At 67.4% G+C, this 23,903-nt stretch carries 23 protein-coding genes; 13 read left to right on the plus strand and 10 right to left on the minus strand.

The window, feature by feature from the left end:
• Window positions 1–467: hypothetical protein (locus RSO01_RS47260; protein WP_170303086.1), on the plus strand; the 467-nt coding region annotated here is incomplete at its 5' end.
• Window positions 468–548: 81 nt separating this feature from the next.
• Here the strand turns inward: RSO01_RS47260 and RSO01_RS15435 are convergent.
• The 6 genes from RSO01_RS15435 to RSO01_RS15460 all read right to left on the minus strand — a co-directional run bounded on the left by RSO01_RS15435 (window position 549) and on the right by RSO01_RS15460 (window position 6,721).
• The gene (locus RSO01_RS15435; RefSeq protein WP_147150009.1) at window positions 549–1,244 is read right to left on the minus strand and encodes an ABC transporter ATP-binding protein; all 696 of its coding nucleotides are present in this window, start codon (window positions 1,242–1,244) and stop codon (window positions 549–551) included.
• The gene (locus tag RSO01_RS15440; RefSeq protein WP_147150010.1) at window positions 1,244–1,993 is read right to left on the minus strand and encodes an ABC transporter ATP-binding protein; all 750 of its coding nucleotides are present in this window, start codon (window positions 1,991–1,993) and stop codon (window positions 1,244–1,246) included. Before RSO01_RS15440 ends, RSO01_RS15435 begins: the two co-directional genes overlap by 1 nt.
• The gene (locus RSO01_RS15445; protein ID WP_147150011.1) at window positions 1,990–3,330 is read right to left on the minus strand and encodes a branched-chain amino acid ABC transporter permease; all 1,341 of its coding nucleotides are present in this window, start codon (window positions 3,328–3,330) and stop codon (window positions 1,990–1,992) included. Before RSO01_RS15445 ends, RSO01_RS15440 begins: the two co-directional genes overlap by 4 nt.
• Complete coding sequence (locus tag RSO01_RS15450; protein ID WP_147150012.1) at window positions 3,327–4,274, minus strand: branched-chain amino acid ABC transporter permease; 948 nt, start codon at window positions 4,272–4,274, stop codon at window positions 3,327–3,329. Before RSO01_RS15450 ends, RSO01_RS15445 begins: the two co-directional genes overlap by 4 nt.
• Window positions 4,275–4,350: 76 nt before the next feature.
• Complete coding sequence (locus tag RSO01_RS15455; RefSeq protein WP_147150013.1) at window positions 4,351–5,598, minus strand: branched-chain amino acid ABC transporter substrate-binding protein; 1,248 nt, start codon at window positions 5,596–5,598, stop codon at window positions 4,351–4,353.
• A 130-nt stretch (window positions 5,599–5,728) separates the two neighbouring features.
• Window positions 5,729–6,721, minus strand: coding sequence for an MDR family oxidoreductase (locus RSO01_RS15460; RefSeq protein ID WP_147150014.1), 993 nt, complete (start codon window positions 6,719–6,721; stop codon window positions 5,729–5,731).
• A 257-nt stretch (window positions 6,722–6,978) separates the two neighbouring features.
• On the opposite strand from RSO01_RS15460, the gene RSO01_RS15465 reads away from it, so the two are divergent.
• The 3 genes from RSO01_RS15465 to cysC are packed head-to-tail and all read left to right on the plus strand — an operon-like array spanning window position 6,979 to window position 10,688.
• On the plus strand, window positions 6,979–7,935 hold the full coding sequence (locus RSO01_RS15465; RefSeq protein ID WP_170303087.1) for a sulfotransferase domain-containing protein: 957 nt from the start codon (window positions 6,979–6,981) through the stop codon (window positions 7,933–7,935).
• Between the two features lie 15 nt (window positions 7,936–7,950).
• Window positions 7,951–8,877, plus strand: a complete 927-nt coding sequence (cysD, locus tag RSO01_RS15470) for a sulfate adenylyltransferase subunit CysD (RefSeq protein WP_147150016.1) — start codon at window positions 7,951–7,953, stop codon at window positions 8,875–8,877.
• Window positions 8,877–10,688 carry an adenylyl-sulfate kinase gene (gene cysC, locus RSO01_RS15475; RefSeq protein WP_147150017.1) on the plus strand — a complete coding sequence of 604 codons (1,812 nt, stop codon included), beginning with the start codon at window positions 8,877–8,879 and terminating at the stop codon, window positions 10,686–10,688. Before cysD ends, cysC begins: the two co-directional genes overlap by 1 nt.
• Before the next feature lie 10 nt (window positions 10,689–10,698).
• Here cysC and RSO01_RS15480 read toward each other — a convergent pair whose 3' ends face one another.
• On the minus strand, window positions 10,699–11,820 hold the full coding sequence (locus tag RSO01_RS15480; RefSeq protein WP_147150018.1) for a cache domain-containing protein: 1,122 nt from the start codon (window positions 11,818–11,820) through the stop codon (window positions 10,699–10,701).
• A 126-nt stretch (window positions 11,821–11,946) separates the two neighbouring features.
• Here RSO01_RS15480 and ygfZ point away from each other — a divergent pair, with 126 nt between their 5' ends.
• The 9 genes from ygfZ to RSO01_RS15525 all read left to right on the plus strand — a co-directional run bounded on the left by ygfZ (window position 11,947) and on the right by RSO01_RS15525 (window position 22,053).
• On the plus strand, window positions 11,947–12,810 hold the full coding sequence (ygfZ, locus tag RSO01_RS15485) for a CAF17-like 4Fe-4S cluster assembly/insertion protein YgfZ (RefSeq protein ID WP_147150019.1): 864 nt from the start codon (window positions 11,947–11,949) through the stop codon (window positions 12,808–12,810).
• A 54-nt stretch (window positions 12,811–12,864) separates the two neighbouring features.
• A complete protein-coding gene (locus RSO01_RS15490; RefSeq protein ID WP_147150020.1) occupies window positions 12,865–13,968 on the plus strand; it encodes a FecR domain-containing protein in 1,104 nt (367 codons plus the stop codon).
• Window positions 13,969–14,058: 90 nt separating this feature from the next.
• On the plus strand, window positions 14,059–15,864 hold the full coding sequence (locus RSO01_RS15495; RefSeq protein ID WP_147150021.1) for a gamma-glutamyltransferase family protein: 1,806 nt from the start codon (window positions 14,059–14,061) through the stop codon (window positions 15,862–15,864).
• A gap of 79 nt (window positions 15,865–15,943) precedes the next feature.
• The gene (locus RSO01_RS15500) at window positions 15,944–16,657 is read left to right on the plus strand and encodes a DUF1028 domain-containing protein (protein ID WP_147150022.1); all 714 of its coding nucleotides are present in this window, start codon (window positions 15,944–15,946) and stop codon (window positions 16,655–16,657) included.
• A complete protein-coding gene (locus RSO01_RS15505) occupies window positions 16,654–17,634 on the plus strand; it encodes an ABC transporter ATP-binding protein (protein ID WP_147150023.1) in 981 nt (326 codons plus the stop codon). Before RSO01_RS15500 ends, RSO01_RS15505 begins: the two co-directional genes overlap by 4 nt.
• Complete coding sequence (locus RSO01_RS15510; RefSeq protein ID WP_147150024.1) at window positions 17,631–18,710, plus strand: ABC transporter ATP-binding protein; 1,080 nt, start codon at window positions 17,631–17,633, stop codon at window positions 18,708–18,710. The genes RSO01_RS15505 and RSO01_RS15510 overlap by 4 nt, the downstream gene beginning before the upstream one ends.
• Window positions 18,707–20,224, plus strand: coding sequence for an ABC transporter substrate-binding protein (locus RSO01_RS15515; RefSeq protein ID WP_147150025.1), 1,518 nt, complete (start codon window positions 18,707–18,709; stop codon window positions 20,222–20,224). The genes RSO01_RS15510 and RSO01_RS15515 overlap by 4 nt, the downstream gene beginning before the upstream one ends.
• Before the next feature lie 6 nt (window positions 20,225–20,230).
• Complete coding sequence (locus RSO01_RS15520) at window positions 20,231–21,172, plus strand: ABC transporter permease (RefSeq protein WP_147150026.1); 942 nt, start codon at window positions 20,231–20,233, stop codon at window positions 21,170–21,172.
• Window positions 21,169–22,053 (plus strand): ABC transporter permease, encoded by an 885-nt coding sequence (locus RSO01_RS15525; RefSeq protein ID WP_147150027.1) that lies wholly within the window; start codon window positions 21,169–21,171, stop codon window positions 22,051–22,053. Before RSO01_RS15520 ends, RSO01_RS15525 begins: the two co-directional genes overlap by 4 nt.
• A 143-nt stretch (window positions 22,054–22,196) precedes the next feature.
• On the opposite strand, the gene RSO01_RS15530 is transcribed toward RSO01_RS15525, so the two are convergent.
• The 3 genes from RSO01_RS15530 to RSO01_RS15540 form a co-directional block, all read right to left on the minus strand.
• Entirely contained in the window at window positions 22,197–22,451 is a 255-nt protein-coding gene (locus tag RSO01_RS15530; protein WP_147150028.1) for a hypothetical protein, read from the minus strand.
• Between the two features lie 252 nt (window positions 22,452–22,703).
• Window positions 22,704–23,261, minus strand: a complete 558-nt coding sequence (locus RSO01_RS15535; RefSeq protein ID WP_170303088.1) for a GNAT family N-acetyltransferase — start codon at window positions 23,259–23,261, stop codon at window positions 22,704–22,706.
• Window positions 23,262–23,282: 21 nt separating this feature from the next.
• Window positions 23,283–23,903, minus strand: a complete 621-nt coding sequence (locus RSO01_RS15540; protein WP_147150030.1) for a GNAT family N-acetyltransferase — start codon at window positions 23,901–23,903, stop codon at window positions 23,283–23,285.

Below are 23,903 nucleotides of genomic sequence, written 5' to 3' on the forward strand. Positions count from 1 at the left end.
CTGTGCAGAGCTACTACGTCAGTCCCGTCGTCGCCGACGATGCCTCGTACTACCGCCCGCCGGACGAGTTCTTCTGGAAGTGGCTGCCGAGGGTGGCGCGCCGCGACCCGAAGACCGGCGAAACCCTTTCCGTGGAGCGCAACGGGCAACTCGACACGGCGTTGCTGATCGGCGACCTGCGCAAACGCCTGAATGCCGCCCCTAACGCCACCGCCGTTGCGTACTTCTCCGAGCACGGCCGAGCACGGCATGTCATGCAAGCCGGTGGAAGCCGTTATCCGATGCGAGTACGCGATGCCGGCCTCGTTCGTATGCCGCCACACCGTCAACAACAAACCGCAGCCACCCGACTATGCGAGACGCTATCCGGGCCAAGTTCTCGTCGTGATCACCTGTCCAACGATAGCGTCGTAAAATCTGCGTCCGCCGGTTCGCAATCGCCGTCGATCTGCCCGTTCAAGGCGTAGTCAGCGCGAAACGGCCAGGCCGCACACCGCGGCCGCGCCGCCGTACTTCACCTGGCCAAGCGCGCCACTTTTGTCGCAGCGTCAGACTTCGAGCCATTCCTTGCGGACGGCGGCGTCGGCGCCGAGCTCGGCGGGCGTGCCTTCGAAGACGATGCGGCCATGGCCCATGACGTACAGCCGCTTTGATATCTTCAGCGCGATCGTCAGTTTCTGCTCGACCAGCAGGATGGAAATGCCGCGGCGGGCGATCTCGTCGAGCAGGCGGGCGACCTGCTCGACCAGCTTGGGCGCCAGGCCTTCGGTCGGCTCGTCGATGATGACCAGGTCGGGGTCGCCCATCAACGTGCGGCACATGGTGAGCATCTGCTGCTCGCCGCCCGACAGGACGCCGGCCTGGTTGTCCTGGCGCTCGCCGAGGTTGGGGAACAGGCGGAACATGTCGTCGAAGGTCCAGCGCCCGAACTTGCCGGCGCGCTTCAAACCGAGCTCGAGATTCTGCTTCACCGTCAGGCCGGCGAAGATCTGGCGATCCTCCGGAACGTAGCCCAGCCCGGCATGGGCGATCTGGTCGGACCGCAACCCGGCGATTGGCCGCCCCTTGAAGCGCACGTCACCCTCCGGCCGGACCAGACCCATGATTGCCTTGCAGGTGGTCGAGCGCCCGACGCCGTTGCGCCCCAGCAGGCTCACGATCTCGCCCTCACCGATCGCGAGGTCGACACCCTGCAGGATGTGGCTCTTGCCGTAGTAGGCGTGCAATCCGCTGACTTCGAGCATCACGCGGCCTCGGTGCCGAGATAGGCTTCCTGGACGGCCTTGTCGCCGCGGATCCTGGCCGGTACGTCGCTGGCGATGACCTCGCCATAGACCAGCACCGTGATGACGTCGGCCAAGCCGAACACGACGCTCATGTCGTGCTCGACGATCAGCAGGGTCTTGCCTTCCGTCACGGCGCGGATCAGCGCCACGGCATATTCGGTCTCGCTGTGGCTCATGCCGGCGGTCGGCTCGTCGAGCAGGATGATCTCGGCGCCGCCGGCCACCGTAATGCCGACCTCGAGCGCACGCTGCTCGGCATAGGACAACAGGCCGGCCGGCACGTTGCGGCGGTCCTCAAGGTTCAGCCGCTCGATCAGCCGGTCGGCCTCCTCGTTGAGCGCGCGCTGGCCGCCCAACAGGTGCCAGAAGGAGTAGCGGTAGCCGCGCGCCCACAGTAGCCCGCAGCGGATATTCTCGAAGACCGTGAGGCGCGGGAAGATCGAGGTGATCTGGAAGCTGCGCGACAGCCCCAGCCGGTTGATCTCGTGCGGCGCCAGCCCGTCGATCGACCGGCCGTTCAGCTCGATCGTGCCGGAGGTCAGGGAAAACCGCCCGCTGATCAGGTTGAACAGCGTGGTCTTGCCGGCGCCGTTGGGCCCGATCATGGCATGGCGCTGGCCATGTGGAATGTCGAGATCGACGCCGCGGATGATCTCGGTGCGGCCGAAGCTCTTGGTCACGCCGCGCAGGGAAATGGCGTTGCTCACAGCATCACCCCCTTGGCCTTTGCGTCCGCCATCAGGGCGTCCCAGCGGGCGCGGAACCCGCGCGCCTCGAGGCGCAGCCACAGGCCACCGCCGATCAGGGCGGCCGCGCCGAGCAGCCAGGGGAAGGCGGTTGCGGGATCGACGGCCTGGGGTCCGATCTTGAAGGCCTTGCCCTGGGCGGCGCCGATCGTGGTGAACGACGCCAGCTCGACCAGCAGGACGAATCCGAAGACGCTGAACGCCCCGGGCAGCAGGATGCGGACATAAGGCACGATGAGCTCGCGCAGCCGCCCGGCGCGCGCGATCGGCGCGTGCTGGGCGATGATGCCGACCAGGCCGCCCGGCGCATACATCACCATGACGATGAACAGCACGCCGACATAGAGCAGCCAGGCGTTGCTCAGCAGGCTGACGCCACTCTGCAGCAGGACGACGACGATGGTGCCCAGGAATGGCCCGAAGAAGCCGCCGGCGCCGCCGATATAGGCCGCCAGCAGCGCGGTAGCCGACTTGGCTGCGGCCACCGTGTCGAAGGTCACGATCTCGTAGACGATGGCGTACAGGCCGCCGCCGATGCCGGCGAAGAAGCCGCTGAGCGCGAACTGGCAGAAGCGGACCATCCGCGGGTCGTAGCCGACGAACTGGGCGCGCTCGAAATTGTCACGCGTGGCGTTGGCCATGCGCCCGAGCGGCGTCTGGGTCTGCAGTCGCATCAGCAGCACGGCGATCGCGGTCCAGGCGACGACCAGGCAATAGACCTGCCACGACGAGCTGTAGGACACGCCGAACAGGCTGATGCCGATCACGCGGTCAGTGCTGATGCCGCCCTCGCCGCCGAAGAAGCCCATGAACATCAGGGCGCAGGCTGCCACCAGCTCGCCCAGCCCCATGGTGATCATGGCGAAGGCGGTGGCGCGCTGCTTGGTGGCGACATAGCCGAACAGCACGCCGAAGAGCAGCCCGCCCAGGCCACCCACCAGCGGCACCAGCTCGACAGGCAGCCACATCGCGCCGGCCTTGACGGCGTTCATGGTGTGCGCCGCGCAGTAGCCGCCCAGCCCGAACAGGATGGCATGACCGAACGACAGGAGGCCCGCCTGCCCCATCTGCATGTTGAAGGAGAGCGCGAAGATCGCCATCAGGCCGATCTCGCTCAGCATGGTGAGGGCGAAGCCGGAATGGCGGTGGGTCGACCAGTCGAAGAACAGCCACGGCAGCAGCAGCGCCGCGACGATCGCCACCAGCCACGGCCAGGCGCGTCGTGCCAGGCCGGCGGACCCTGGCGCGGCGGAGAGCGTACGGCCTTGGGGCGCGCGTTGGGTGGCGTCGGCGCTCATGTGTCGCGTGTCCCCATCAGGCCGCGCGGCCTGAAGACCAGGATGAGGACCAGCAGCACGTAGGGCAGCAGGGCGCCGATGCGCGGCAACGGCACCGTCAGAACCTCATGGAAGGGCGTGGCGCTGGTCACGGTGAAGCCGAACCATTTCAGGAGGTCGGCCACCGAATAGTCGAGCACCACGGCGAAGGTCTGGATCAGCCCCATCAGCAGCGAGGCGATGAAGCAGCCGGTGAGCGAGCCCAGGCCACCGAACACCACGACCACGAACACGATGGGTCCCATGGTGAAGGCCATCGCGGGCTCGGTGACATGGTAGTTGCCGCCGATCACGCCGGCCAGGCCGGCCAGCGCGGTGCCGGCAGCGAAGACGGTGGTGAAGACCCGCGGCACGTTGTGGCCGAGCGCGCCGACCATCTCGGGATGATGCAGCGCCGCCTGGATGACCAGGCCGATGCGCGTACGCGTCAGTCCGAGCCAGATCGCGCCAAACATCAGGGCGGAGATCAGCAGCATGAAGGCGCGGTAGGCCGGGAATTGCGTGCCGTAGACCGTGAACAGCGGGAAGTCGAGGCCGGCCGGGATGCGGTAGGGCACGGGGATCAGGCCCCACGTCATCTGCACCACCTTCTCGATGATAAGGGCGAGGCCGAAGGTGAACAGCAGCTCGGCGATGTGGCCGTTGCGATGGACGCGGCGCAGGCCGTACATCTCGATGGCCGCGCCGATCGTCCCGCACAGCAGCGGCGCCAGCACCAGCGCCGGCCAGAAGCCGATGTACTGGCTGATGGTGAAGGCGAAATAGGCGCCCAGCATGTAGGCGCTGGCATGGGCGAAGTTGAGCACGCCCATCATGCTGAGGATCAGCGTGAGCCCGCTCGCCAGCATGAACAGCAGCATGCCGTAGACCAGGCCGTTCAGCAGCGAGACGAGAAAGACTTCCATGGGTGCGCCCGATCGAGATGCCGGTCCGCCGACGGCCCGTCCGAAATCGGCGGGGCCGGCGGCGGGTGCGGCAGGCCTACTTGGCGGGCCGCGTCATCTTGCAGCTGGTCGGCTGCTCGAGGTCCTTGGCGAGGATGGTGGCCTCGGTCGCCCAGCCCAGCCCGGTCTTTTCCGAATCGTACTTCACGCCCTTCTTGAAGGTGCCGACGAAATACTCGCTGATCAGCTGGTGATCGTCCTTGCGCATCACCGTCTCGTAGCCGAGGAAGTCCTTGTGCTTGAGGCCTTCGAGGGCGAGCGCGATCTTCAACGGATCGGCCGAACCCGCCTTGTTGGTGGCCTCCTGCAGATACTCGAAGATGGTGCGGAAGCCCGCGGCATAGAAGTCGAACGGATACTTGTCGCGGAACGCCTTGGTCCACTCCTCGGCTTCCTTGTTGCCGATCTCCGGCGCGACGTTCTCGTTGAACGACATCACCGAGCGGACCTTGCCGTCGCCGCCCGGTCCGATCGCCACGGCGCCGCCGGCGATGTGGGCGTACAACGTATAGTAGCGCAGGTCGATGCCGGAATCGATGCCGGCCTTGATCAACAGGTTCATGTCCGGACCCCAGTTGCCGGTGATCAGCACCTGTGCGCCGGACGCCTTGATCTTGGTGATGTAGGGCGCGAAGTCCTTGATCTTGCCGAGCGGGATCAGCTCGTCGCCCACCACCTGCACGTCCGGCCTGAGCTTGGCGAGGAAGGCCTTGACGTCGCGCTGCACCGACTGGCCGAACAGGTAGTCCTGGTTCAGCAGGTAGACCTTGGTGACTTCCTTGGGCAGGGCGCGCGCCATGACCTCGGCCTTCATCGCGACATGGGCGTCGAAGCGGAAGTGCCAGAAGCTGCACTTCTCGTTGGTCAGCTCGGTCGCCACCGCGCCGCAGTTGACGTAGATGATGCGGCTCTCGGGGTTGCGGCTGTTGTGCTTGTCGACCGCCTCGATCAGGGCGGCGGCGATGTTCGAGCCACTGCACTGCATGATGAAAGGAATGTTCTGGTCAGTCGCACTCTTGAGCGCGATCAGCGCATCCGACGGCTGCGACTTGTTGTCGAACGGCACCAACTCGAATTTCTTGCCGAGGGCGCCGCCCTTCGAGTTGATGTAGTCGAGGATGTACTGCATCTGCTTCAGGTTGGCGTCGCCCACTTGTGCAAACGGACCCGACAGCGGGTCCGTATAGGCGATCTTGATGGTGCCCTGCGCCGTTGCCGGGCCCGCCAACGCAACGCACGCCAACAACGCAACGCCCGCAGCACGCGCCAGGATTCGCATTGCCATCTTTTCCTCCACCTCTTGCGCCGTCGCGGGCGCGTTCCGGCGGCCACCAGCCGACGGACACTTTCTTGATTTGTGGAAAAGGCTAGCATCGGATCCCTACCGCGCCTAGCCGGCAATGGGATCGCTCGGACTAGCGGGCGACGTCTACCACGACGCGGCCGCGCACCTCGCCTTTGAGGATCCTGGGCGCAAGCGCCATCAGATCGGAAAGGCCGGCTTCGTTCACCATGCTGTCGAGCTTGTCGAGCGGCAGGTCAGTGCCGAGCCGGCGCCACGCCTCCTCGCGCGGCGCCTTGGGCAGCATCACCGAATCGATGCCGTAGACGGAAACGCCGCGCAGGATGAAGGGCAGGATCGAGCCGGGAAATGCCGGCCCACCGGCCAGACCGCACACCGCGGCCGCGCCGCCGTACTTCACCTGGGCCAGCGCCCGCGCGAACATCACGCCGGACACCGTGTCGAGCACACCGGCGAAGCGCTCCGACAGGAGCGGCCGGTCGGGCGCCTCGGTCAGCTCCTTGCGGTCGATGATGGTCGCGGCGCCCAGCGCCTTCAGATAATCGCCCTCCTGCGGCCGGCCGGTGGCGGCGACCACGGTGAAGCCGAGCTTGGCCAGGATCGCGACCGCGACCGAGCCGACCCCGCCCGCCGCACCGGTGACCAGGATCTCGCCCGCCGCCGGCTTGATGCCGTGCTTCTCCAGCGCCATGACGCAGAGCATCGAGGTGTAGCCCGCCGTGCCGATTGCCATGGCGCGCCGGGTCGAGATCGAGGCCGGCAGCTTGACCAGCCAGTCGGCCTTGACCCGGGCTTTGGTGGCGTAGCCGCCCCAATGCAATTCGCCGACCCGCCAGCCGTTCAGCACGACCTTGTCACCCGGCCTGAAGGCTGGTGTATCGGATGTTTCAACAGTCCCGCTGAAGTCGATGCCGCCGACATGGGGCCAAGTCTTCACCAGGCCGCCGCCCGTGGTCAGGACCAGCCCGTCCTTGTAGTTCAGCGTCGAATAGTCGACCGCGACCGTGACGTCACCAGCCGGCAGCCTGTCCACAGGCAGGGTTTCGATGGCGCCGCTCACCTTGCGGTCGGCACCTTGGCTCAGGACGAGCGCGCGCAATGACATGAAAACTCCCAGCGACTGAATCCGGTGGCCCTTCTAGCAAGCCTGCAGGGTTCTCGCGACTGAGTGCAAGCTGTCAACTGCGGCAAGAGGCGGACCAACCTTCCTCATGCACGGTTGCATAGCAGACCCGTAACTCCCTTGAAGACTATCAACAAAAAACTGCCGCACTTTGACAATCAAATTGCAAACGCACGGGGACGGCAGTGGGCATCCCTAACGTAGTAGGCTCTATGTTCCGCGTTTCCAGCCTGCCCATCTTGTCGACGGTCCCCCGCTCGGGGACCTGGTTCCTTCGTTATGCAATCTCCTTCCTTTGCCATCTCGACCGCGGCGGGCGGATCGACGATCGCCTGACCCAGCGGACCTTTGGCGATCCATCGGGCCCGCCCTTCGATTTCGAGAGTTTCCGCGGCGGCCCGCTCTTCAATGTCCACGGCACCCTGCCGGACGACCGTTTGTTCATCGGCCACACGGTATGCCCCGGCTTCACCCCGGCTGATGTAAACTGGTGGGCCAGAACGCCCTTCCATGTGCCGGGCTACGACTACTTCCACGAGGGCATGAACTACCACTACACGCCGATCGACCTCGCGACCCACCGCTATACACCGGTCCACGTGCGCGCCCTCGAGCGTTCCGCCAGTCGCGGTCGCAGCCGGCCGATCGTCCTCGTCTACCGCAATCCGCTCGACCAAGCGGTATCGTACTTCCGCTACAGCCAAAACCACAAGGATGCGACGTACAACTCGGTCAACGGCCGGCCGCTGGCCGCCGTGACGCTGCGCCAGTACCTGCTCGACAGCGCGCTGCCGTCGTACGCCAAGCAGTTCATCTCGTTCCAGGCCCTGGCCGAGCGCTATCCGACGCAGGTGCGGTTGGTGCCCTACGAACGGCTGATGGCCCGGCCGGTCGATGTCCTGGCCCTCATCCTCGACCACCTCTCGGGAGCGCCGCGCATGTGGCCCGCGCTGGCCGATGCGGTGTGGCTGGCGCGGAGCGAGCATATGAAGGCGATCGAAAGGGAGCTCGGCCGCTCGCTCGACGGCACGCGCATCGCTCGCGGCAGCCACATCAGCCAGGTCAGCCCGGGCCGCCCCGACGTTCGCCTCGACGACAGGACCCGCACCGAGGCGATCGCGTTCCTGGACCGGCTGGGGCTCGACATCGGCCTGTTCGAATGGCCGCTCGCCAAGCAAGCCGCCACCGCCGCCTAGCCGACAGTCCTCCTCGTGCACACTGGAAGAGCAGCCCACTTGCCAGTCTCCAATCCCCACCTGCAGGCGCTTGAAGCCGAGGCCATCCATGCCTTGCGCGAGGCGGCCGCGATGTTCGCCAAGCCGGTCATCCTCTATTCGATCGGCAAGGACTCCTCGGTCCTGCTTCATCTCGCGATCAAGGCCTTCCACCCGGCCAAGCCGCCGTTCGCGCTGCTGCATGTCGACACGACCTGGAAGTTCCGCGAGATGATCGCCTTCCGCGATCGGCGCATGACGGAGCTCGGCCTGCCGTTGCTGGTCCACGTCAATCGCGAGGGGATGGCGCGTGGCATCGGCCCGTTCAGCCATGGCGCGGCGGTCCACACCGACATCATGAAGACCGCCGCGCTGAAGCAGGCGCTCGATCTCCATGGCTTCGATGCCGCGATCGGCGGGGCGCGCCGCGACGAGGAGCCGTCGCGCGCCAAGGAGCGGATCTTCTCGCTGCGCAGCGCCAGCCATCGCTGGGATCCCCGCGGCCAACGGCCCGAGCTCTGGCACCTCTACAACGGCCGTCTCAATCCGGGCGAGAGCATCCGCGTCTTTCCCTTGTCGAACTGGACCGAGCTCGACATCTGGACCTATATCGCGCGCGAGAGCATTCCCGTCGTGCCGCTCTATTTCGCGGCCGGCCGCATGGTCGTCCGACGCAACGGCATGCTGATCCTGCGCGACGACGAGCGGCTCACGCTCCAGCCCAAGGAGACGCCCGAGCTGCGCTGGGTGCGCTTCCGCACGCTCGGCTGCTATCCGCTGACCGGCGCCGTCGAATCGCGCGCCGCCACCGTCCCCGCCATCATCGAGGAGCTTGCCCGCTCACGTACCTCCGAGCGCCAGGGGCGCGCCATCGACCACGGCGAGTCCTCGATGGAGCGCAAGAAAGTCGAGGGCTACTTCTGATGGACGGCGGCACCGATCGAGGCCTGCTGCGCTTCATCGCCTGCGGCAGCGTGGACGACGGCAAGAGCACGTTGATCGGCCGGCTGCTGGTCGACGCCGATGTCGTGCCCGACGATCGTCGCGCGGCCGCCGCCGATCTCGCGGGCCTGATCGACGGCCTCCAGGCGGAACGCGAGCAGGGCATCACCATCGACGTCGGCTACCGCTACTTCTCGACGCCGCGGCGCCGCTTCATCGTCGCCGACACGCCGGGCCACGAGCAATACACGCGCAACATGGCGACGGGCGCCTCGACCGCCGATCTCGCGGTCATCCTGGTCGACGCGACGAAGGGCCTGCTACCGCAGACCCTTCGGCACAGCGCCATTGTCGCGCTGATGGGCATCCGCCGCATCGTGCTCGCGGTCAACAAGATGGACCTGGTCGGTTATCGCGAAGACTGCTTTGCCGCGATCGTCGAGGGCTACGCGGCGATGGCGGGCCAGCTCGGCCTCCGCGACGTGACGGCCATCCCGGTCTGTGCGCTGCGCGGCGACAATGTCATAAGGCCGAGCGCGGCGATGCCGTGGTATCGCGGACCGACGCTGCTCGACCATCTCGAGATCGTCCCGGCCGCGCCGGTCGAGGATCAACCATTCCGGCTCGCCGTGCAGTGGATCAACCGCACCGACGGCTTCCGCGGCTATGCCGGCACGGTGCTGGGCGGCAGCGTGCGTCCGGGCGACGAGGTCGTCGTCCTGCCGTCGGGCGTGCGGGCGCGCGTGGCCCGCATCGTCACCTACGAGGGCGACCTCGAGCGCGCGCTGGCGGGCCAGGCCGTCACGCTAACGCTCGAGCCGGAGGTCGATGTCGGCCGCGGCGACGTCATCGCGGCCGCCGGCGCGCCGCCGCATCTCAGCGACCAGTTCGCGGCGCACATCGTGTGGCTCGGCGATGCGCCGATGCTGCCGGGGCGGCCCTATCTGCTGCGGCTCGGCACGGCGACGACGGCGGCGACGGTGAGCGAGCTGAAGCACCGGCTCGACATCGCCAGCGGATCGCAACGCCCGGCCAAGCAGCTCGCGCCGAACGACATCGGCCTCGCCAACCTCTCCCTCGACCGGGCGCTGCCCTTCGACACCTACGACGACAACCGCGAGACCGGCGGCTTCATCCTGATCGACCGGCTGACCAACGCCACCGTCGGCGCCGGCATGATCCGCTTCCCGTTGCGGCGCGCCGCCAACATTGCCTGGCAGGACTTCACCGTCGACAAGAAGGCGCGCACGGCGATCAAGGGCCATCGTCCGGCGATCCTGTGGTTCACCGGCCTCTCCGGCTCGGGCAAATCGACGATCGCCGACGGCGTCGAACGCCGGCTGACGGCGCTCGGCCGCCACACCTACCTGCTGGACGGCGACAATGTCCGCCACGGCCTCAACCGCGACCTGGGCTTCACCGATGCCGACCGGGTCGAGAACGTGCGGCGCGTGATCGAGACTGCCCGCCTGATGGCCGATGCCGGCCTGATCGTGCTGGTGTCGTTCATCTCGCCGTTCCGCGCCGAGCGGCGACTGGCGCGCGAGCGGCTGGCCGACGATGCGTTCCTCGAGATCTTCGTCGACACGCCGATCGCCGAGTGCGAGCGCCGCGATCCCAAGGGCCTCTATCACAAGGCGCGCGTCGGCGAGCTCCGGAACTTCACGGGCATCGACTCGGCCTACGAGGCGCCCGAGGCACCCGACCTCCATCTGCACACCCTCGAGATGACGATCGACGAGGAAGTCGATCGCATCGTCGAAGCGCTGCAGCGGCGCGGCGTATTCGACTGAGCTGCAGCTGCTAGAGCTGGGGCTGCGCCTCGCGCGCCCTGGCTTCGCGCCGCTTGGCGCGTTCGGCCGACACCTGCATGGCTTGCGCCACGTCCCGCAGCTCGGTCAGCTTGCTGGTCGGCAACGGCACAGGATAGCCGCTGGCAAATGCAGCCGAGGCCACGCCGAGCTGTTGCACGGCGCGCGAGATGCGGCCCGCGACCAACGAGCCCAGCAGCAGGCTCACCAGGGCGAGAGCGAGGCCGACGGCCGCCATGGTGAGTGCCGTACGATGCATCGGCGCGTCGACGACGGATGAGGCGACGGCGACCGCGGCGGTCCAGCCGGAGAACGTCGACCGCACGAAGGCATTCTTCACCTCGACCCCGTCACGCGATACGACGTCGAACAGGCCGGCTGACTGGTTGCCGCGCGCGACCTCGATCATGGGCTTCTGTGCAGGGGTGCCGACATAGAGGTCCGGCCGGTCCCGGCGCGCCAGGATGATGCCCTCGCGGTCGACGATGGCCGCCCGCCAGCCGTCGCCCAGGCCGGCCTCGGCCAGGAGGGGCTGCAGGCGTTGCGGCGGCAAGCCACCGCTCAGCACCAGCGTGACCTGGCCATCGACCAGCACGGGCACCGACACAAAGAACAGGCCGGGCTTGTGCTCGGCGGCGTCGACCAGGAGATCCGACACGAAGGGCTTGCGAGTGGCGACCACCTCGGCGACCCCGAGCTCACGGGGCCCAGTCAGGCCGGCGGCGACGCCAGGCGGCGCGACGAAGAGCTGGCGGCCGGTATGATCGTGCACGACGAGCGCGGCGAACCCGTTCGCCTGGGCGGCAGCGATGGCGCTCTCGGCGATACGGGGATCGGACGGATGCAGCGCGATCGAAGTGGCAAGCCCGTTGAGGAAGCCCGTGGTCGCCTGGATTTCGCGGTCCATCAGGTGCTTGAGGTTGTTGGCGGCGTCGAGCCGCTGCGCCTCGATCGTGCGCCGGCCGGCCGTGCCGTAGTCCCAGGCAAGGATGGCGACCAGCACCATCATCGGCACGATGACGGCTGCGATCAGCAGCAGCAGGTAGGAGCGGATCGTGAACAGTCCGGCAGCGAACTTACGGGCTGGTAACGGCCCTGTGTTTAGAAGATTCATTGACGACTTCCGGGGGCGGCGGCGGGGAGCGTCACGCCACTATGCTGCTCGACGGACGATGCGGCAAGGTTGCGACGGTGCGCGGGTGCTTGCCAAGCGGGCGCCGACGACCCAAGTCTTGGGGCAATGAGTATCCGTCAGTTCAGCCTCAGCCCGCATCGCAGCGTGATCGCCATCGGCGGTCCGGACCGTGTCGAGTTCCTGCAGGGCCTGATCTCCAACGACACGACCAAGGTGGCGCCCGGCCGTGCCATCTGGGCGGCGTTGCTGACGCCGCAGGGCCGCTTCCTCAACGACATGTTCGTGGTCGACGGCGGCGGCGACACACTCCTGCTCGAGACCGAGCGCGAGCGTGCCCCGGCTCTCGCCAAGAAGCTTTCGCTCTACAAGCTGCGCTCCAAGGTCACGGTCGAGGATCGCAGCGCGGCGCTCGAGGTCGCTGTCGCCTACGGCCCCGACGCGGTGACGACATTGCCAATCGACGGCGCCATCGCCTTCGTCGATCCGCGGCTTGCCGAGCTCGGCATGCGCGTGATCGCACCTGCGGGAACGGCAGCGACGCTGCTGCAGGCGCGCGGCTTCTCGGCGGCGCCGCTGCAGTCCTATGACGAGCTGCGTCTCAGCCTGGGCGTGCCCGACGGCAGCCGCGACCTCGTGGTCGAGAAGGCGCTGCTGCTGGAGAACGGCTTCGACGAGCTGAACGGCGTCGACTGGCAAAAGGGCTGCTACATGGGCCAGGAGCTGACGGCCCGCACCAAGTACCGCGCCTTGATCAAGAAGCGGCTGTTCCCCGTCAGGATCAAGGGCGCGTTGCCGGCCTCCGGCGCTGCCGTCCTCAAGGATGGCGAGGAGGTCGGCGAGCTGCGTTCCGGAGTCGGACAGCGCGCGTTGGCGATGTTGCAGACCGATGCGGCGCGAAGCGGTGCCAAGCTCGTCGCTGGCGGCGCCGAAGTCATTCCCGAAATCCCCGCCTGGATGCGATTGCCGTAACTTTCCGGCAACGAACGACTGGTTGTAGCCAGGCTCCTTTGCACACTATGATGCGTGCGGGGCGGCGATTGCCGGGGGAGTTTTCTCGTGAAGCGCGCAGCTTATTTTGCGACCGCAATGGCGTTAACGGCAATCCTTGCCGGTCCAGCCTGGGCCCGGATTGGCGTGACCTCCGTTACCGACGGCACGACCTCGGCGGTGCAGGGCACGGACTTGCAGGCCGGCCAGCACATCACGACCGGTCCGGACGGCCGCGCCCACCTGTTGTTCATCGATGGCTCGGCTGTGACGGTCGGCCCCAACAGTGCGCTTCGGATCGACAGCTACAGCTACGACCCTGCGAGCAAGACCGGCGCGATGACGCTCGAGGTCCAGAAGGGAATCATCCGCTTCGTCGGCGGCGCCATCAGCAAGAAGGCCGATGTCCAGATCCGGACACCGTCGAGCATCGTCGGCATTCGCGGCGGCATCGCAGCTGTATCGGTGAGCGAAAGCGGCGCGACCAGCGCAGATTTCCTCCATGGCAGCGCCATGCGCGTGACCGCCGGCGGGCTCACCCAGACGGCGACACGCAGCGGCTCGCAGGTCAACGTTCCGACCGGCCGCCAGCCGGCTTTGCCGACTGTCCTGGCGTCGGGTCAGCTTGCCAATGTGCGGGCACTGGATCGCGCGCCCGCCAATGCCCCACTGACGAACCGCGCCACCGGAGCGGCGGTCGACACAGCGATCGGGAAGGCAGGGTTGGGCTCGCTTGGTCCTACCCTGCCACGGCAACCGTCGGCGGCAGTTGGCAATATGGCGCTTTCGACCCCGGCCCAGCAGGCTCGGCACGACGCCCAATCGAGCCAGATCCGGCTGATCAGGCAGCAATCTGTGACCAGCCCCGTCGCTGCACCGCAAGTCCTGGCAAGCGCACCAGCAATTCGCCAGAGCCCGCCGCCGGCAGCTCCTGTTCCTGCGGGCCCAGTAGCGGGGCCGCCGCGACCTCCGACGCCGCCCGTCCGCGGAGGGACGACGGTCTCGGGTGCAACGTTCTCGATGTCGAGCGGAACGCTCACCCTCAGCGGCACCAACACCTATTCGGGCAGCGGGACCATTAGCGGCACCGGGACGCTTACGAAGTCCGGCACTGACACTGTGACCTTCGTCGGCAAGTAGCGATACGAAACTGCCGAAACAGCTGCCTCTGGTCGGCACGCTTCATCAGGCTTAAGGTCTGCGGCTTCCAGCGTCCTTGGAGGCCGGCCCGTGAAACTCATCAATCCCAATCCGTTCACCACCCGTCCCGAAATCGTCGGCACGTTCGGCGTGGTCGCGTCCACGCACTGGATCGCCACGGCGGTCGGCATGGGCGTCCTCGAGCGCGGCGGCAATGCCTTCGATGCCGCGGTCGCCACGGCCTTCACCCTGCAGGTGGTCGAGCCGCATCTCAATGGCCCGGGCGGCGACGTGCCGCTGATCTTCCACGCGGTGAAGAAGGGCAAGACCGAGGTGATGTGCGGCCAGGGCGTGATGCCGGCCAAGGCCGACATCGCCCACTTCAAGGGCCTGGGGCTCGACCTCATTCCCGGCACCGGGCTGCTGCCCGCTGCCGTGCCCGGCACCTTCGACGCCTACATGCTGATGCTGCGCGACTACGGCACGATGTCGTTGAGCGAGGTGCTGGCGCCGGCTGTCGGCTACTACATGGGCGGCTACCCGATGCTGGAGCGCGCCGCGGCCACCATCGCGACGGTGCAGGAGAACTTCCGCAACAACTGGCCGTCCTCGGCCGCGGTCTACCTGCCGGGCAACAAGGTGCCGAAGCCCGCCACGCTGTTCCGCAACCAGGCTGCCGGCAACACCTATCTCCGCATCATCAAGGAAGCCGAAGCCGGCGGCGGCAATCGCGAAGCCGTGATCGAGCGCGCCCGCAAGGTATGGAGCCAGGGCTTCGTCGCCGAGGCGATCGACCGCTTCTACACCCACGAAGAACTGATGGACGTCTCGGGCCAGCGCAACAAGGGGCTGTTGCGCGGCGACGACATGGCGAAGTGGCAGGCCACCGTCGAGGAGCCGACGACCTATGACTACGGCCGCTACACGGTGTGCAAGGCAGGCCCGTGGGCGCAGAGCCCGGTCACCCTGCAGAAGCTGGCGCTGCTGAAAGGCTTCAACCTCGACGGCGCGGATCCGACCTCGGCCGACTTCATCCACACCGTGGTCGAGGCGAGCAAGCTCGCCTTCGCCGACCGCGAGGCCTTCTACGGCGATCCGAAGTTCGTCGACGTGCCGATGCAGACCCTGCTGTCCGACGCCTACAACGCCGACCGGCGCAAGCTGATCGATGCGGCGAAGGCCTCGCACGACCAGCGGCCGGGCAAGGTCGAGGGCTATGGCGGCGTCATCCGGCTACGCAAGGCGGACGGCATGCGCGCCGCAGTGGCGGCGAGCGGCGCCGGCGAACCGACGGTCGGCCGCATGGGCCAGATGAGCGGCGACACCGTGCATTTCGACATCGTCGACAAGGAGGGCAACATGGTCTCGGCGACGCCCTCCGGCGGCTGGCTGCACGGCTCGCCGGTCGTGCCCGAGCTCGGCTTCCCGGTCGGCACGCGCGGCCAGATCATGTGGCTCGAGGAAGGCCAGCCCTCCTCGCTGGCGCCCGGCAAGCGGCCGCGCACGACGCTCACTCCTACGCTCGCCCATCGCGACGGCGAGCCGTACATGGTGTGGGGCTCGCCCGGCGGCGACCAGCAGGAACAGTGGATCACCCAGATGTTCCTGCGCCATGTCCATTGCGGCATGAACCTGCAGGAGGCGATCGACGCGCCGGCCTGGCACAGCGAGCACTTCCCCTCCTCCTTCTGGCCGCGCACCGCCCGGCCGGGCGTGCTGGTGCTGGAAGGTCGCATCCCCGCCGAAACGGTCCAGGAATTGCGTAATCGCGGCCATGAGGTCGAGATGAACGACGACTGGTCCGAAGGCCGCCTGACCGCCGCCAGCCGCGAGGATCCCTGGCGCAAGGCCGCCGCCAACCCACGCGGCATGCAGGGCTACGCGGCGGGGCGGTGAGGGAGATGGGTCATTGCTGGGAGCGCGGGCCTCTGGCCCTCATCATGATCATGAGCGGGCCGGAGGCCCGCGCTGCCGTATGACCTGGTCGATCATCTTTCACGAAAAAAGCAGCGGCCGTATCGCCATCGCCGTCGCCACCAAGTTCTTTGCGGTCGGCGCGCGAGTGCCCCATATCGAGCCGAAGAGGGGCGCGATCTGCACCCAGGCGCTGATGAACCCGCTCTACGGCCCGCACGGGCTGCGCCTGATCCGTGAAGGCGTCGGCGCTGCCGACCTCGTGCGCATCCTGACCACGCCCGACGCCGGCCGCGAGCACCGCCAACTCCATGTCATGGGCGCCGACGGCAAGTTCGCCGCTCACACCGGCGCTGAATGCGTGCCGTGGTGCGGTCACTGGATCGGCGAGGACATGTCGGTCGCGGGCAACATGCTGGCAGGCCCGCAGGTCGTTTCCGAGACGGTGCGCTTCTTCCGCGAGAACGCCTCCACGCCCCTGCCGCGCCGCCTGATCGGCGCCATGAAGGCGGGCGAGAAAGTCGGCGGCGACAAGCGCGGCAAGCAGTCGGCGGCGCTGGTGATCTACGGCAACCAGGACTATTCCGAGCTCGACCTGCGCGTCGATGACCATATCGAGCCCCTGCTCGAGCTGGCGCGGCTGGAAGCCGTGAGCCGCGAGCGCTGGACGCATTTTCGCGATTTCATCCCGACGCGCGAGAATCCAGCCGGTGTCTTCGATCGCGCCGCGATCGACGCCGGCATCGAAAGGAGCCTGGCGGCGGAGCCTCAATGAGCGTTCTGCTGGAACTTCGCCAGCTCGCCGTTTCCTTCGCCACTGACGACGGCACGGTGCGCGCCGTCGACGGCATCGACCTGTCACTCGAGCGCGGCCGCACCTTGGGACTGGTGGGCGAGTCAGGCTGCGGCAAGAGCGTGACGTCGCTTGCCGTCATGGGCCTGCTGCCGCCGGAGAATTCCATGGTGAAGGGCGAGGTCCGCTTCGAGGGCCGCGACCTGCTGACGCTGGGCGCCGACACCCTGCGCGACATGCGCGGCGCGCGTCTTGCCATGATCTTCCAGGAGCCGATGACCTCGCTCAATCCCGCCTACACGGTGGGCGACCAGATCATCGAGGCGATCCAGCGCCATCAGGGCCTGTCGGCCGCCGACGCGCGCGCGCGCGCCATCGAAATGCTGCGCACGGTGCGCATCTCCTCGCCCGAGAAGCGCATCGACGATTATCCGCACAAGCTGTCGGGTGGCATGCGCCAGCGCGCCATGATCGCCATGGCGCTGGCCTGCGGCCCGGAGCTGCTGATCGCCGACGAGCCGACCACAGCGCTCGACGTCACCATCCAGGCGCAGATCCTCGACCTGATGCGCGGGCTGCGTCGCGACACCGGCACCGCCATCATCCTGATCACCCACGATCTCGGTGTGGTCGCCGAGATGGCCGACGACGTCGCGGTCATGTATGCCGGCCAGATCGTCGAGCGCGCGCCAGTGCGCGCGCTCTTCGCCCGGCCTGAGCACCCCTACACGGTGGGGCTTTTGGGCTCGATCCCGCGTCTCGACGAGAAGCGCGAGCGCCTGCCCTCGATCGAGGGCCGCGTGCCCGACATGAGCCGCCCGCCCGATGGCTGCCGCTTCGCCGCCCGCTGCCCGTTCGTCGAGCTGGCCTGCCGCGCCGAGACGCCGCCGCTCGTGGAAGTGGCGCCGGGCCATCTGACGCGCTGCCGCCGCGCCCCGCTGGCACAGGTGCTTCCGTGAGCGCGCTGCTCGAAGTCGCCGGTCTCGCCAAGCACTTCCCGGTGCGGCGCGGCGCCTTCGGGCTGGTGTCGGGCCACGTCCGCGCCGTCGATGGCGTCGACTTCGAGCTTCGCGCCGGCGAGACGCTGGCCATCGTGGGCGAATCGGGCTGCGGCAAGTCGACGGTCGGCCGCCTGGTGCTGCGCCTGATCGAGCCGTCGGCCGGCCAGGTGCGCTTCGAAGGCGAGGACCTGTTGGCGCTCTCCGACGGCGCCATGCGCGCGCGCCGCCAGCGCATGCAAGTGATTTTCCAGGACCCCTATGCCTCGCTCAATCCGCGCATGACCGTGGGCGCCATGCTGGGCGAGCCGCTGATGCTGCATGGGCTGGCGAAGAACGAAGCCGCGCGCAAGGCCCGTGTCGGCGAGCTTCTCGATCTCGTCGGCCTCAGACCCGATCACGCGCGGCGCTATCCGCACGAATTCTCCGGCGGCCAGCGCCAGCGCCTGGCGATCGCCCGCGCGCTCGCCGTCGAGCCCAAGCTGATCGTGGCCGACGAGCCGGTGTCGGCGCTCGACGTGTCGATCCAGGCGCAGGTCATCAACCTGATGCGCTCGCTGCAGCAGCGCTTCGGGCTCGCCTACATCTTCATCAGCCACGATCTCGCAGTCGTGAAACACATCGCCGATCGCATCGCCGTAATGTACCTCGGCAAGATCGTGGAGACGGCGACGACCGACGAGCTCTTCCGCAATCCGCGCCATCCCTACACGCGCGCCCTGCTGGCCGCCGTGCCGCTGCCCGACCCGACGGCGGCGCGCGAGCGTACGCTGCTCGAGGGCGACATCCCGAGCGCGATGAACCCGCCCTCGGGCTGCCGCTTCCACACGCGCTGCACCTTCGCCCGCGAGGCCTGCAAACGCGACGAGCCGGCGCTGGCCGACGACGGCCAGGCGCACGCCACGGCCTGCCCCTACTGGCCGGAATTCCCGCCGCCTGCCGTGCTCGCCGAGGCGGCCAACCGCGACGCCGATCGCATCCGACTGACCCGCCTGCAGGCGGCGTTCGTCAATAATCAACAAAGGGAGGCTTCATGAAAAACACGTTGAGGCGCATCGCGCTGTCGCTGGCGTTCGCCGCCGTCGCGGGCGGCAGCGCCGTGGCCCAGTCGCACCTGCGCGTCGGGCTCGCCGAGGATCCCGACGTGCTTGATCCTTCATTGGCCCGCACCTATGTCGGCCGCATCGTGTTCTCGTCGATCTGCGACAAGCTGTTCGACATCGACGAGAAGCTGAACGTGGTGCCGCAGCTCGCCACGAGCCACGAGACTTCGCCCGATGGCCTGACCGTCACCATCAAGCTGCGCCCGGGCGTGAAGTTCCATGACGGCGAGGTCTTCGACGCGGCCGCCGCCAAGTACAGCCTCGAGCGTCACCTCAATATGAAGGGCTCGTTCCGCAAGCCCGAGATCGCGTCGATCAATTCCATCGAGATCGTCGATCCCTCGACCATCAAGCTCATCCTCAAGACGCCGTTTTCGCCGCTGCTCGCCCAGCTCACCGACCGGGCCGGCATGATGGTCTCGCCCAAGGCCGCCGAGGCGGCGGGCGACAAGTTCGGTCTGAAGCCGGTTTGCGCCGGCCCCTACAAGTTCGTCGAACGCGTCCAGCAAGACCGCATTGTGGTCGAGAAGTTCGCCGACTACTGGAACAAGGACCAGGTCTTCATCGACAAGATCACCTACCTGCCAATCGTCGATTCGACGGTGCGGCTGGCCAACCTGCGGTCGGGCGGGCTCGACATGATCGAGCGGCTGCTGGCGACCGACATCAAGACAGTGCGCGACAATCCCAAGCTCAAGCTGATCAGCGCCGTCGAGCTCGGCTACCAGGGCCTCACCATCAACCTGTCGAACGGCCCCAAGGCCGCCTCGCCGCTCGCCAAGGACGCGCGCGTGCGCCAGGCCTTCGAGCTCTCGATCGACCGCGACGCGCTGAACCAGGTCGTGTTCAACGGCGAGTTCGTGGTCGGCAACCAGTGGATCAATCCGACCAATCCCTACTACCAGCAGTCCCTGCCGGTGCCCAAGCGCGACCTCGCCAAGGCCAAGGCGCTCCTGAAGGAGGCCGGCGTGAGCGGCCGGATGTCGCTCGACATGATGGTGCCCAACAGTCCCGAGACGCGTCAGGTTGCCGAGGTGCTGCAGTCGATGGTGGCCGAGGCCGGCTTCGACCTGAAGATCAGGGTCACCGAGTTCGCGACCTCGCTGAAGGCGGCCGAAGATGGCGACTACGAGCTGTACCTGATCGGCTGGTCGGGCCGCAGCGATCCCGACGGCAACTCCTTTTCCTTCCAGGCCTGCGGCTCGCCGCAGAACAACTCGGGCTACTGCGACAAGGACGTCGACGAGTGGCACAAGCAGGCGCGCATCAAGAGCGATCCCGCCGAGCGCAAGAAGATCTACGAGAACATCGCCAAGAAGTACCTGGCGGACGGCTCGATCAAGTACCTCTACCATCGCCGCGTGCTGATGGCGCTGAGCGACAAGATCGACGGCTACAAGCAGATGCCCGACGGCCTGATCCGCGTCGTCGGCGTCAAGCTGAAGTAGACCGCCTTGCTCGCCTTCCTCACCCAGCGGCTGCTGCAGATCATCCCGACACTGATCCTGGTGTCGATGCTGATCTTCGGCCTGCAGCAACTGCTGCCCGGCGACCCGGCGCTGATCATGGCGGGCGAGGAACGCGATCCTGCGGTGCTGGAGGAGATCCGCCAGCAGTACCGCCTGAACGATCCGATCCCCATCCAGTACTTCTACTGGATCAAGGGGGTGCTCTCGGGGAACCTGGGCGAATCGATGCGGCTCAAGGCATCGGTCGCCTCGCTGGTGGCTGAGAAGCTGCCGGTGACCCTGCAGCTCGCCGCCATGGCGATCATCGTGGCGCTGGGCATCGGCATCCCCGCCGGCATCATCTCGGCGGTGAAGAAGGACACCGCCTGGGACTACGGCGCCAACATCTTCGCCCTGTGGGGCATCAGCACGCCCAACTTCTGGCTGGGCATCCTGATGATCTTCCTGTTCTCGGTGACGCTCGCCTGGCTGCCCGCCTCGGGCTACGTGCGGCTGGGCGAAGACTGGCGCGCCAGCCTCGCCACCACGGTGATGCCGGCCTTCGTGCTGGGCAACGCCATCGCCGCCGTCCTGATGCGCCATACGCGCAGCGCCATGCTGCAGGCGATGGGTGCCGACTATGTGCGCACCGCGCGGGCCAAGGGCCTCTACGAGCGCCGGGTGGTCCTGAAGCACGCGCTGCGCAACGCCATGACGCCGGTGATCACGCTGGGCGCGCTGGAGTTCGGCACGCTGCTGTCGGGCGCGGTGCTGACCGAGCAGATCTTCACCATCCCGGGCTTCGGCAAGCTGATCGTCGATGCCGTGTTCAACCGCGACTATGCCGTCGTGCAGGGCGTCGTACTGGTGACGGCCACGACCTATATCGTGCTGAACCTGCTGGCCGACGTGGCCTACGTGCTGGTCAATCCGAGGCTGCGCGGATGACCGCCACCGCCCTGCCCGACGTCGCCGTCCGCGACGCCAGCGAGGAGAACCCCTGGGCGCGCGCCTGGCGACGCCTGAAGCGCCGCAAGGGCGCGATGGTGGGCCTCGCCGTCGTGGTGCTGTTCGTGTTGGTGGCGATCCTCGCCCCCTGGGTGGCCCCCTACGACCCGATCGCGACAAGCTGGAGCCTCGTGCGCAAGCCCCCGTCATGGGCCCATTGGCTGGGCACCGACGAGGTCGGCCGCGACATCCTCTCCCGCGTCATCTGGGGCGCACGCGCCTCGCTCAGCGCCGGCCTGGTCTCGGTCGGCATTGCGCTCGGTATCGGCGTGCCGCTCGGGCTGCTGGCGGGCTATGCCGGCGGCTGGATCGACTCCGTGCTGTCGCGCATCGTCGATGCCATGCTGGCGGTGCCGTTCCTGATCCTGGCCATCGCGCTGGCCGCCTTCCTCGGCCCCAGCCTCAGCAACGCCATGATCGCCATCGGCGTCACCGCCACGCCGATCTTTGTGCGCCTGACTCGCGGCCAGACGCTCGCCGCCAAGGTCGAGGACTATGTCGAGGCCGCCCGCGCCGTCGGCAATCCGCACTGGCGCATTGCGCTGCGCCACGTGCTGCCCAACATCGTGCCGCCGCTGCTGGTGCAGGCTTCGCTCGCCATCGCCGGCGCGATCATCGCCGAGGCGGCGCTGTCGTTCCTCGGGCTCGGCCAGCAGCCACCGTCGCCGTCGTGGGGCAGCATGCTGAACTCCGCCCAGCGCTTCATCGCCCAGGCGCCATGGATGGCCTTCTGGCCGGGCTTCGCGATCTTCTTCGCCGTGCTGTCGTTCAACCTTCTAGGCGACGGCCTGCGCGACGCGCTGGATCCGCGGCATAAATAGGCTGGGGGCGCGCCACTCCAGTGGCGCGTCATGATCTTCCGGACCGCCGGCCTCCGGCCGGCATCATGCTCATGAGCCGGCGAGAGGCCGGCGGTCCAGAAGAGCATGAGAAGACGCGCCACTGGAGTGGCGCGCCCCCGGCACTAGTTCGGCAAACTCGTATCGACGTGCTCGAACGCGGCGACACCCGAGGTGACCGTCGTCGCGCGCTCCTCGACCAGGAGCTGGGTCACGGCGAGGAAGTGGACCAGTTCGCTGTCGCCCAGGCGCTCAGCCTGTTCGATCAGCTCGCGCACGCCGTGCCACACGCGGAACAGCGCCGCCGCCTTCTTCTTCCCGGACAACGGTTCGCGGCCGCGCCGCCGCCGAACATTGGGTTCAAGGACGATGTCGACCAACTCAATCCCCCCTGTTTACGCCACCGCACCCGTCCGCGGCCTTTGCCGGCGGACGGGTGGGCGCGAAAGGCGTCGCGTCACCCCAACTGGACCGCCGGCCGGCCGTTCTCCCCCGAGTAACGGCATGACAGTCCGGCGATCCTACACGACACCCACAGGAAGTGTCCCCTAGCCTTTAGGAGGCGGTAGAATCTTGCTCGCCCTAGGCACATTCCGCCCGGCCGTCGCCGGTCAGGCGGATTGCGGTCCGGCTCAGTTGGACGCGGTCCCCAGCGGCAGGCCCGAGGCGTCGAGCTGGCCTTCGCGGCGCAACGCGACCGATTCCGGCGCCTCGACCTCGGGCAGCGGCTTGCTGGGATCGACCGCCCGCACGACGGCCACGATGCGCTTGTCGCCCGAGCTCGCCTCCTCGGCGACCAGCCGGCGCCAGCCCTGCTTCTCCCAGTACTTGATGTCGGTCGGCAGGACCTGGGCGTAGAGCATGTTGCAGCCGCGGCTCTCGGCCAGCTTGCGGGCACGTTCGAGCAGGAGCTGTCCGATATTGTGGCCGCGGAAGCGCTGGATGACGGCCAGCCGCTCGGGCATGGCGAACGACTGGAACCAGCGCACACGCAGCGTGCCCACCGGCTCCTCGCCGACATAGGCGATGATGTGGGTGGCGCCGAAGTCGTGACCGTCGAACTCCTCCGAGTACGGCACGTCGAGCTCGCCGATGAAGCAGGCGGCGCGAACCGCGAAGGCCTGCAGCGAGTCTTCCATCCTCATGGCGAGCTTGGTCGTGACCGTCTCGCCGCCAATCGATAATGCCATAGCGCTCATCTCTTTCCCCCTTTAATTCGCGCGACGCTCGGTCCATTCCGCATGCGGATTGGACGCCCCTCGATCCATCGAGTCTTCCAGGATACCCGGCATGTCCAGGCGATCCTCCGGCCGGTTCAACACCATCGGATCGGTGGACACGGTCGGCATCGTTCGCTCGTCGATCTCCAGGTCGCAGTAGAACGCGCCATATTCGTGGTCCGAGAAATGGAAGATCTTGTCGTCGACGCGCTTGAAGCCCATGCGCTCGAAGATCGGCCACAGCCGGTGCTGGGCATGCAGGTAGGCCTTGCTGTAGCCCTTCTTGCGGCAGAAATCGCGCGCCCAGTTCACGAACGGGATGAACAGGCCGTACGAGCGATAGCGCTTCAGGATGATGGCGCGCTCGAGCTTGGCGAAAGACGCGAACCAGCGCACCCGCATCGACGCCGCGGGCTCGCCGTCGACGTAGAGCATCAAGTGGCTCGCGGTGTAGTCGTTGCCGTCGAACTCTTCCCAATACGGGCAGTGCTGCTCGCCCATGAATACGGCTGCCCGCAACATGTAGCACTGCATCAGCTCGTCCGATGTCGTCGCGAGCTTGATCGTCACGACAGGACGATCGGAGATCGCCGTCGTCATAGCTTCGGTCAT

The sequence above is a fragment of the Reyranella soli genome, assembly GCF_007992495.1.
Classification (GTDB): domain Bacteria; phylum Pseudomonadota; class Alphaproteobacteria; order Reyranellales; family Reyranellaceae; genus Reyranella; species Reyranella soli.

What these genes read in the sequence shown, in the direction of transcription:
- cysC (WP_147150017.1), top strand. Translation starts at nt 8,877, where the DNA reads ATGGACGGCGGCACCGATCGAGGCCTGCTGCGCTTCATCGCCTGCGGC.
- RSO01_RS15460 (WP_147150014.1), bottom strand. Translation starts at nt 6,721, where the DNA reads ATGTCATTGCGCGCGCTCGTCCTGAGCCAAGGTGCCGACCGCAAGGTG.
- RSO01_RS15535 (WP_170303088.1), bottom strand. Translation starts at nt 23,261, where the DNA reads ATGGCATTATCGATTGGCGGCGAGACGGTCACGACCAAGCTCGCCATG.
- RSO01_RS15505 (WP_147150023.1), top strand. Translation starts at nt 16,654, where the DNA reads ATGAGCGTTCTGCTGGAACTTCGCCAGCTCGCCGTTTCCTTCGCCACT.
- RSO01_RS15515 (WP_147150025.1), top strand. Translation starts at nt 18,707, where the DNA reads ATGAAAAACACGTTGAGGCGCATCGCGCTGTCGCTGGCGTTCGCCGCC.
- RSO01_RS15445 (WP_147150011.1), bottom strand. Translation starts at nt 3,330, where the DNA reads ATGAGCGCCGACGCCACCCAACGCGCGCCCCAAGGCCGTACGCTCTCC.
- RSO01_RS15525 (WP_147150027.1), top strand. Translation starts at nt 21,169, where the DNA reads ATGACCGCCACCGCCCTGCCCGACGTCGCCGTCCGCGACGCCAGCGAG.
- RSO01_RS15500 (WP_147150022.1), top strand. Translation starts at nt 15,944, where the DNA reads ATGACCTGGTCGATCATCTTTCACGAAAAAAGCAGCGGCCGTATCGCC.
- RSO01_RS15540 (WP_147150030.1), bottom strand. Translation starts at nt 23,903, where the DNA reads ATGACCGAAGCTATGACGACGGCGATCTCCGATCGTCCTGTCGTGACG.
- RSO01_RS15455 (WP_147150013.1), bottom strand. Translation starts at nt 5,598, where the DNA reads ATGGCAATGCGAATCCTGGCGCGTGCTGCGGGCGTTGCGTTGTTGGCG.
- ygfZ (WP_147150019.1), top strand. Translation starts at nt 11,947, where the DNA reads ATGAGTATCCGTCAGTTCAGCCTCAGCCCGCATCGCAGCGTGATCGCC.
- RSO01_RS15480 (WP_147150018.1), bottom strand. Translation starts at nt 11,820, where the DNA reads ATGAATCTTCTAAACACAGGGCCGTTACCAGCCCGTAAGTTCGCTGCC.
- RSO01_RS15435 (WP_147150009.1), bottom strand. Translation starts at nt 1,244, where the DNA reads ATGCTCGAAGTCAGCGGATTGCACGCCTACTACGGCAAGAGCCACATC.
- RSO01_RS15450 (WP_147150012.1), bottom strand. Translation starts at nt 4,274, where the DNA reads ATGGAAGTCTTTCTCGTCTCGCTGCTGAACGGCCTGGTCTACGGCATG.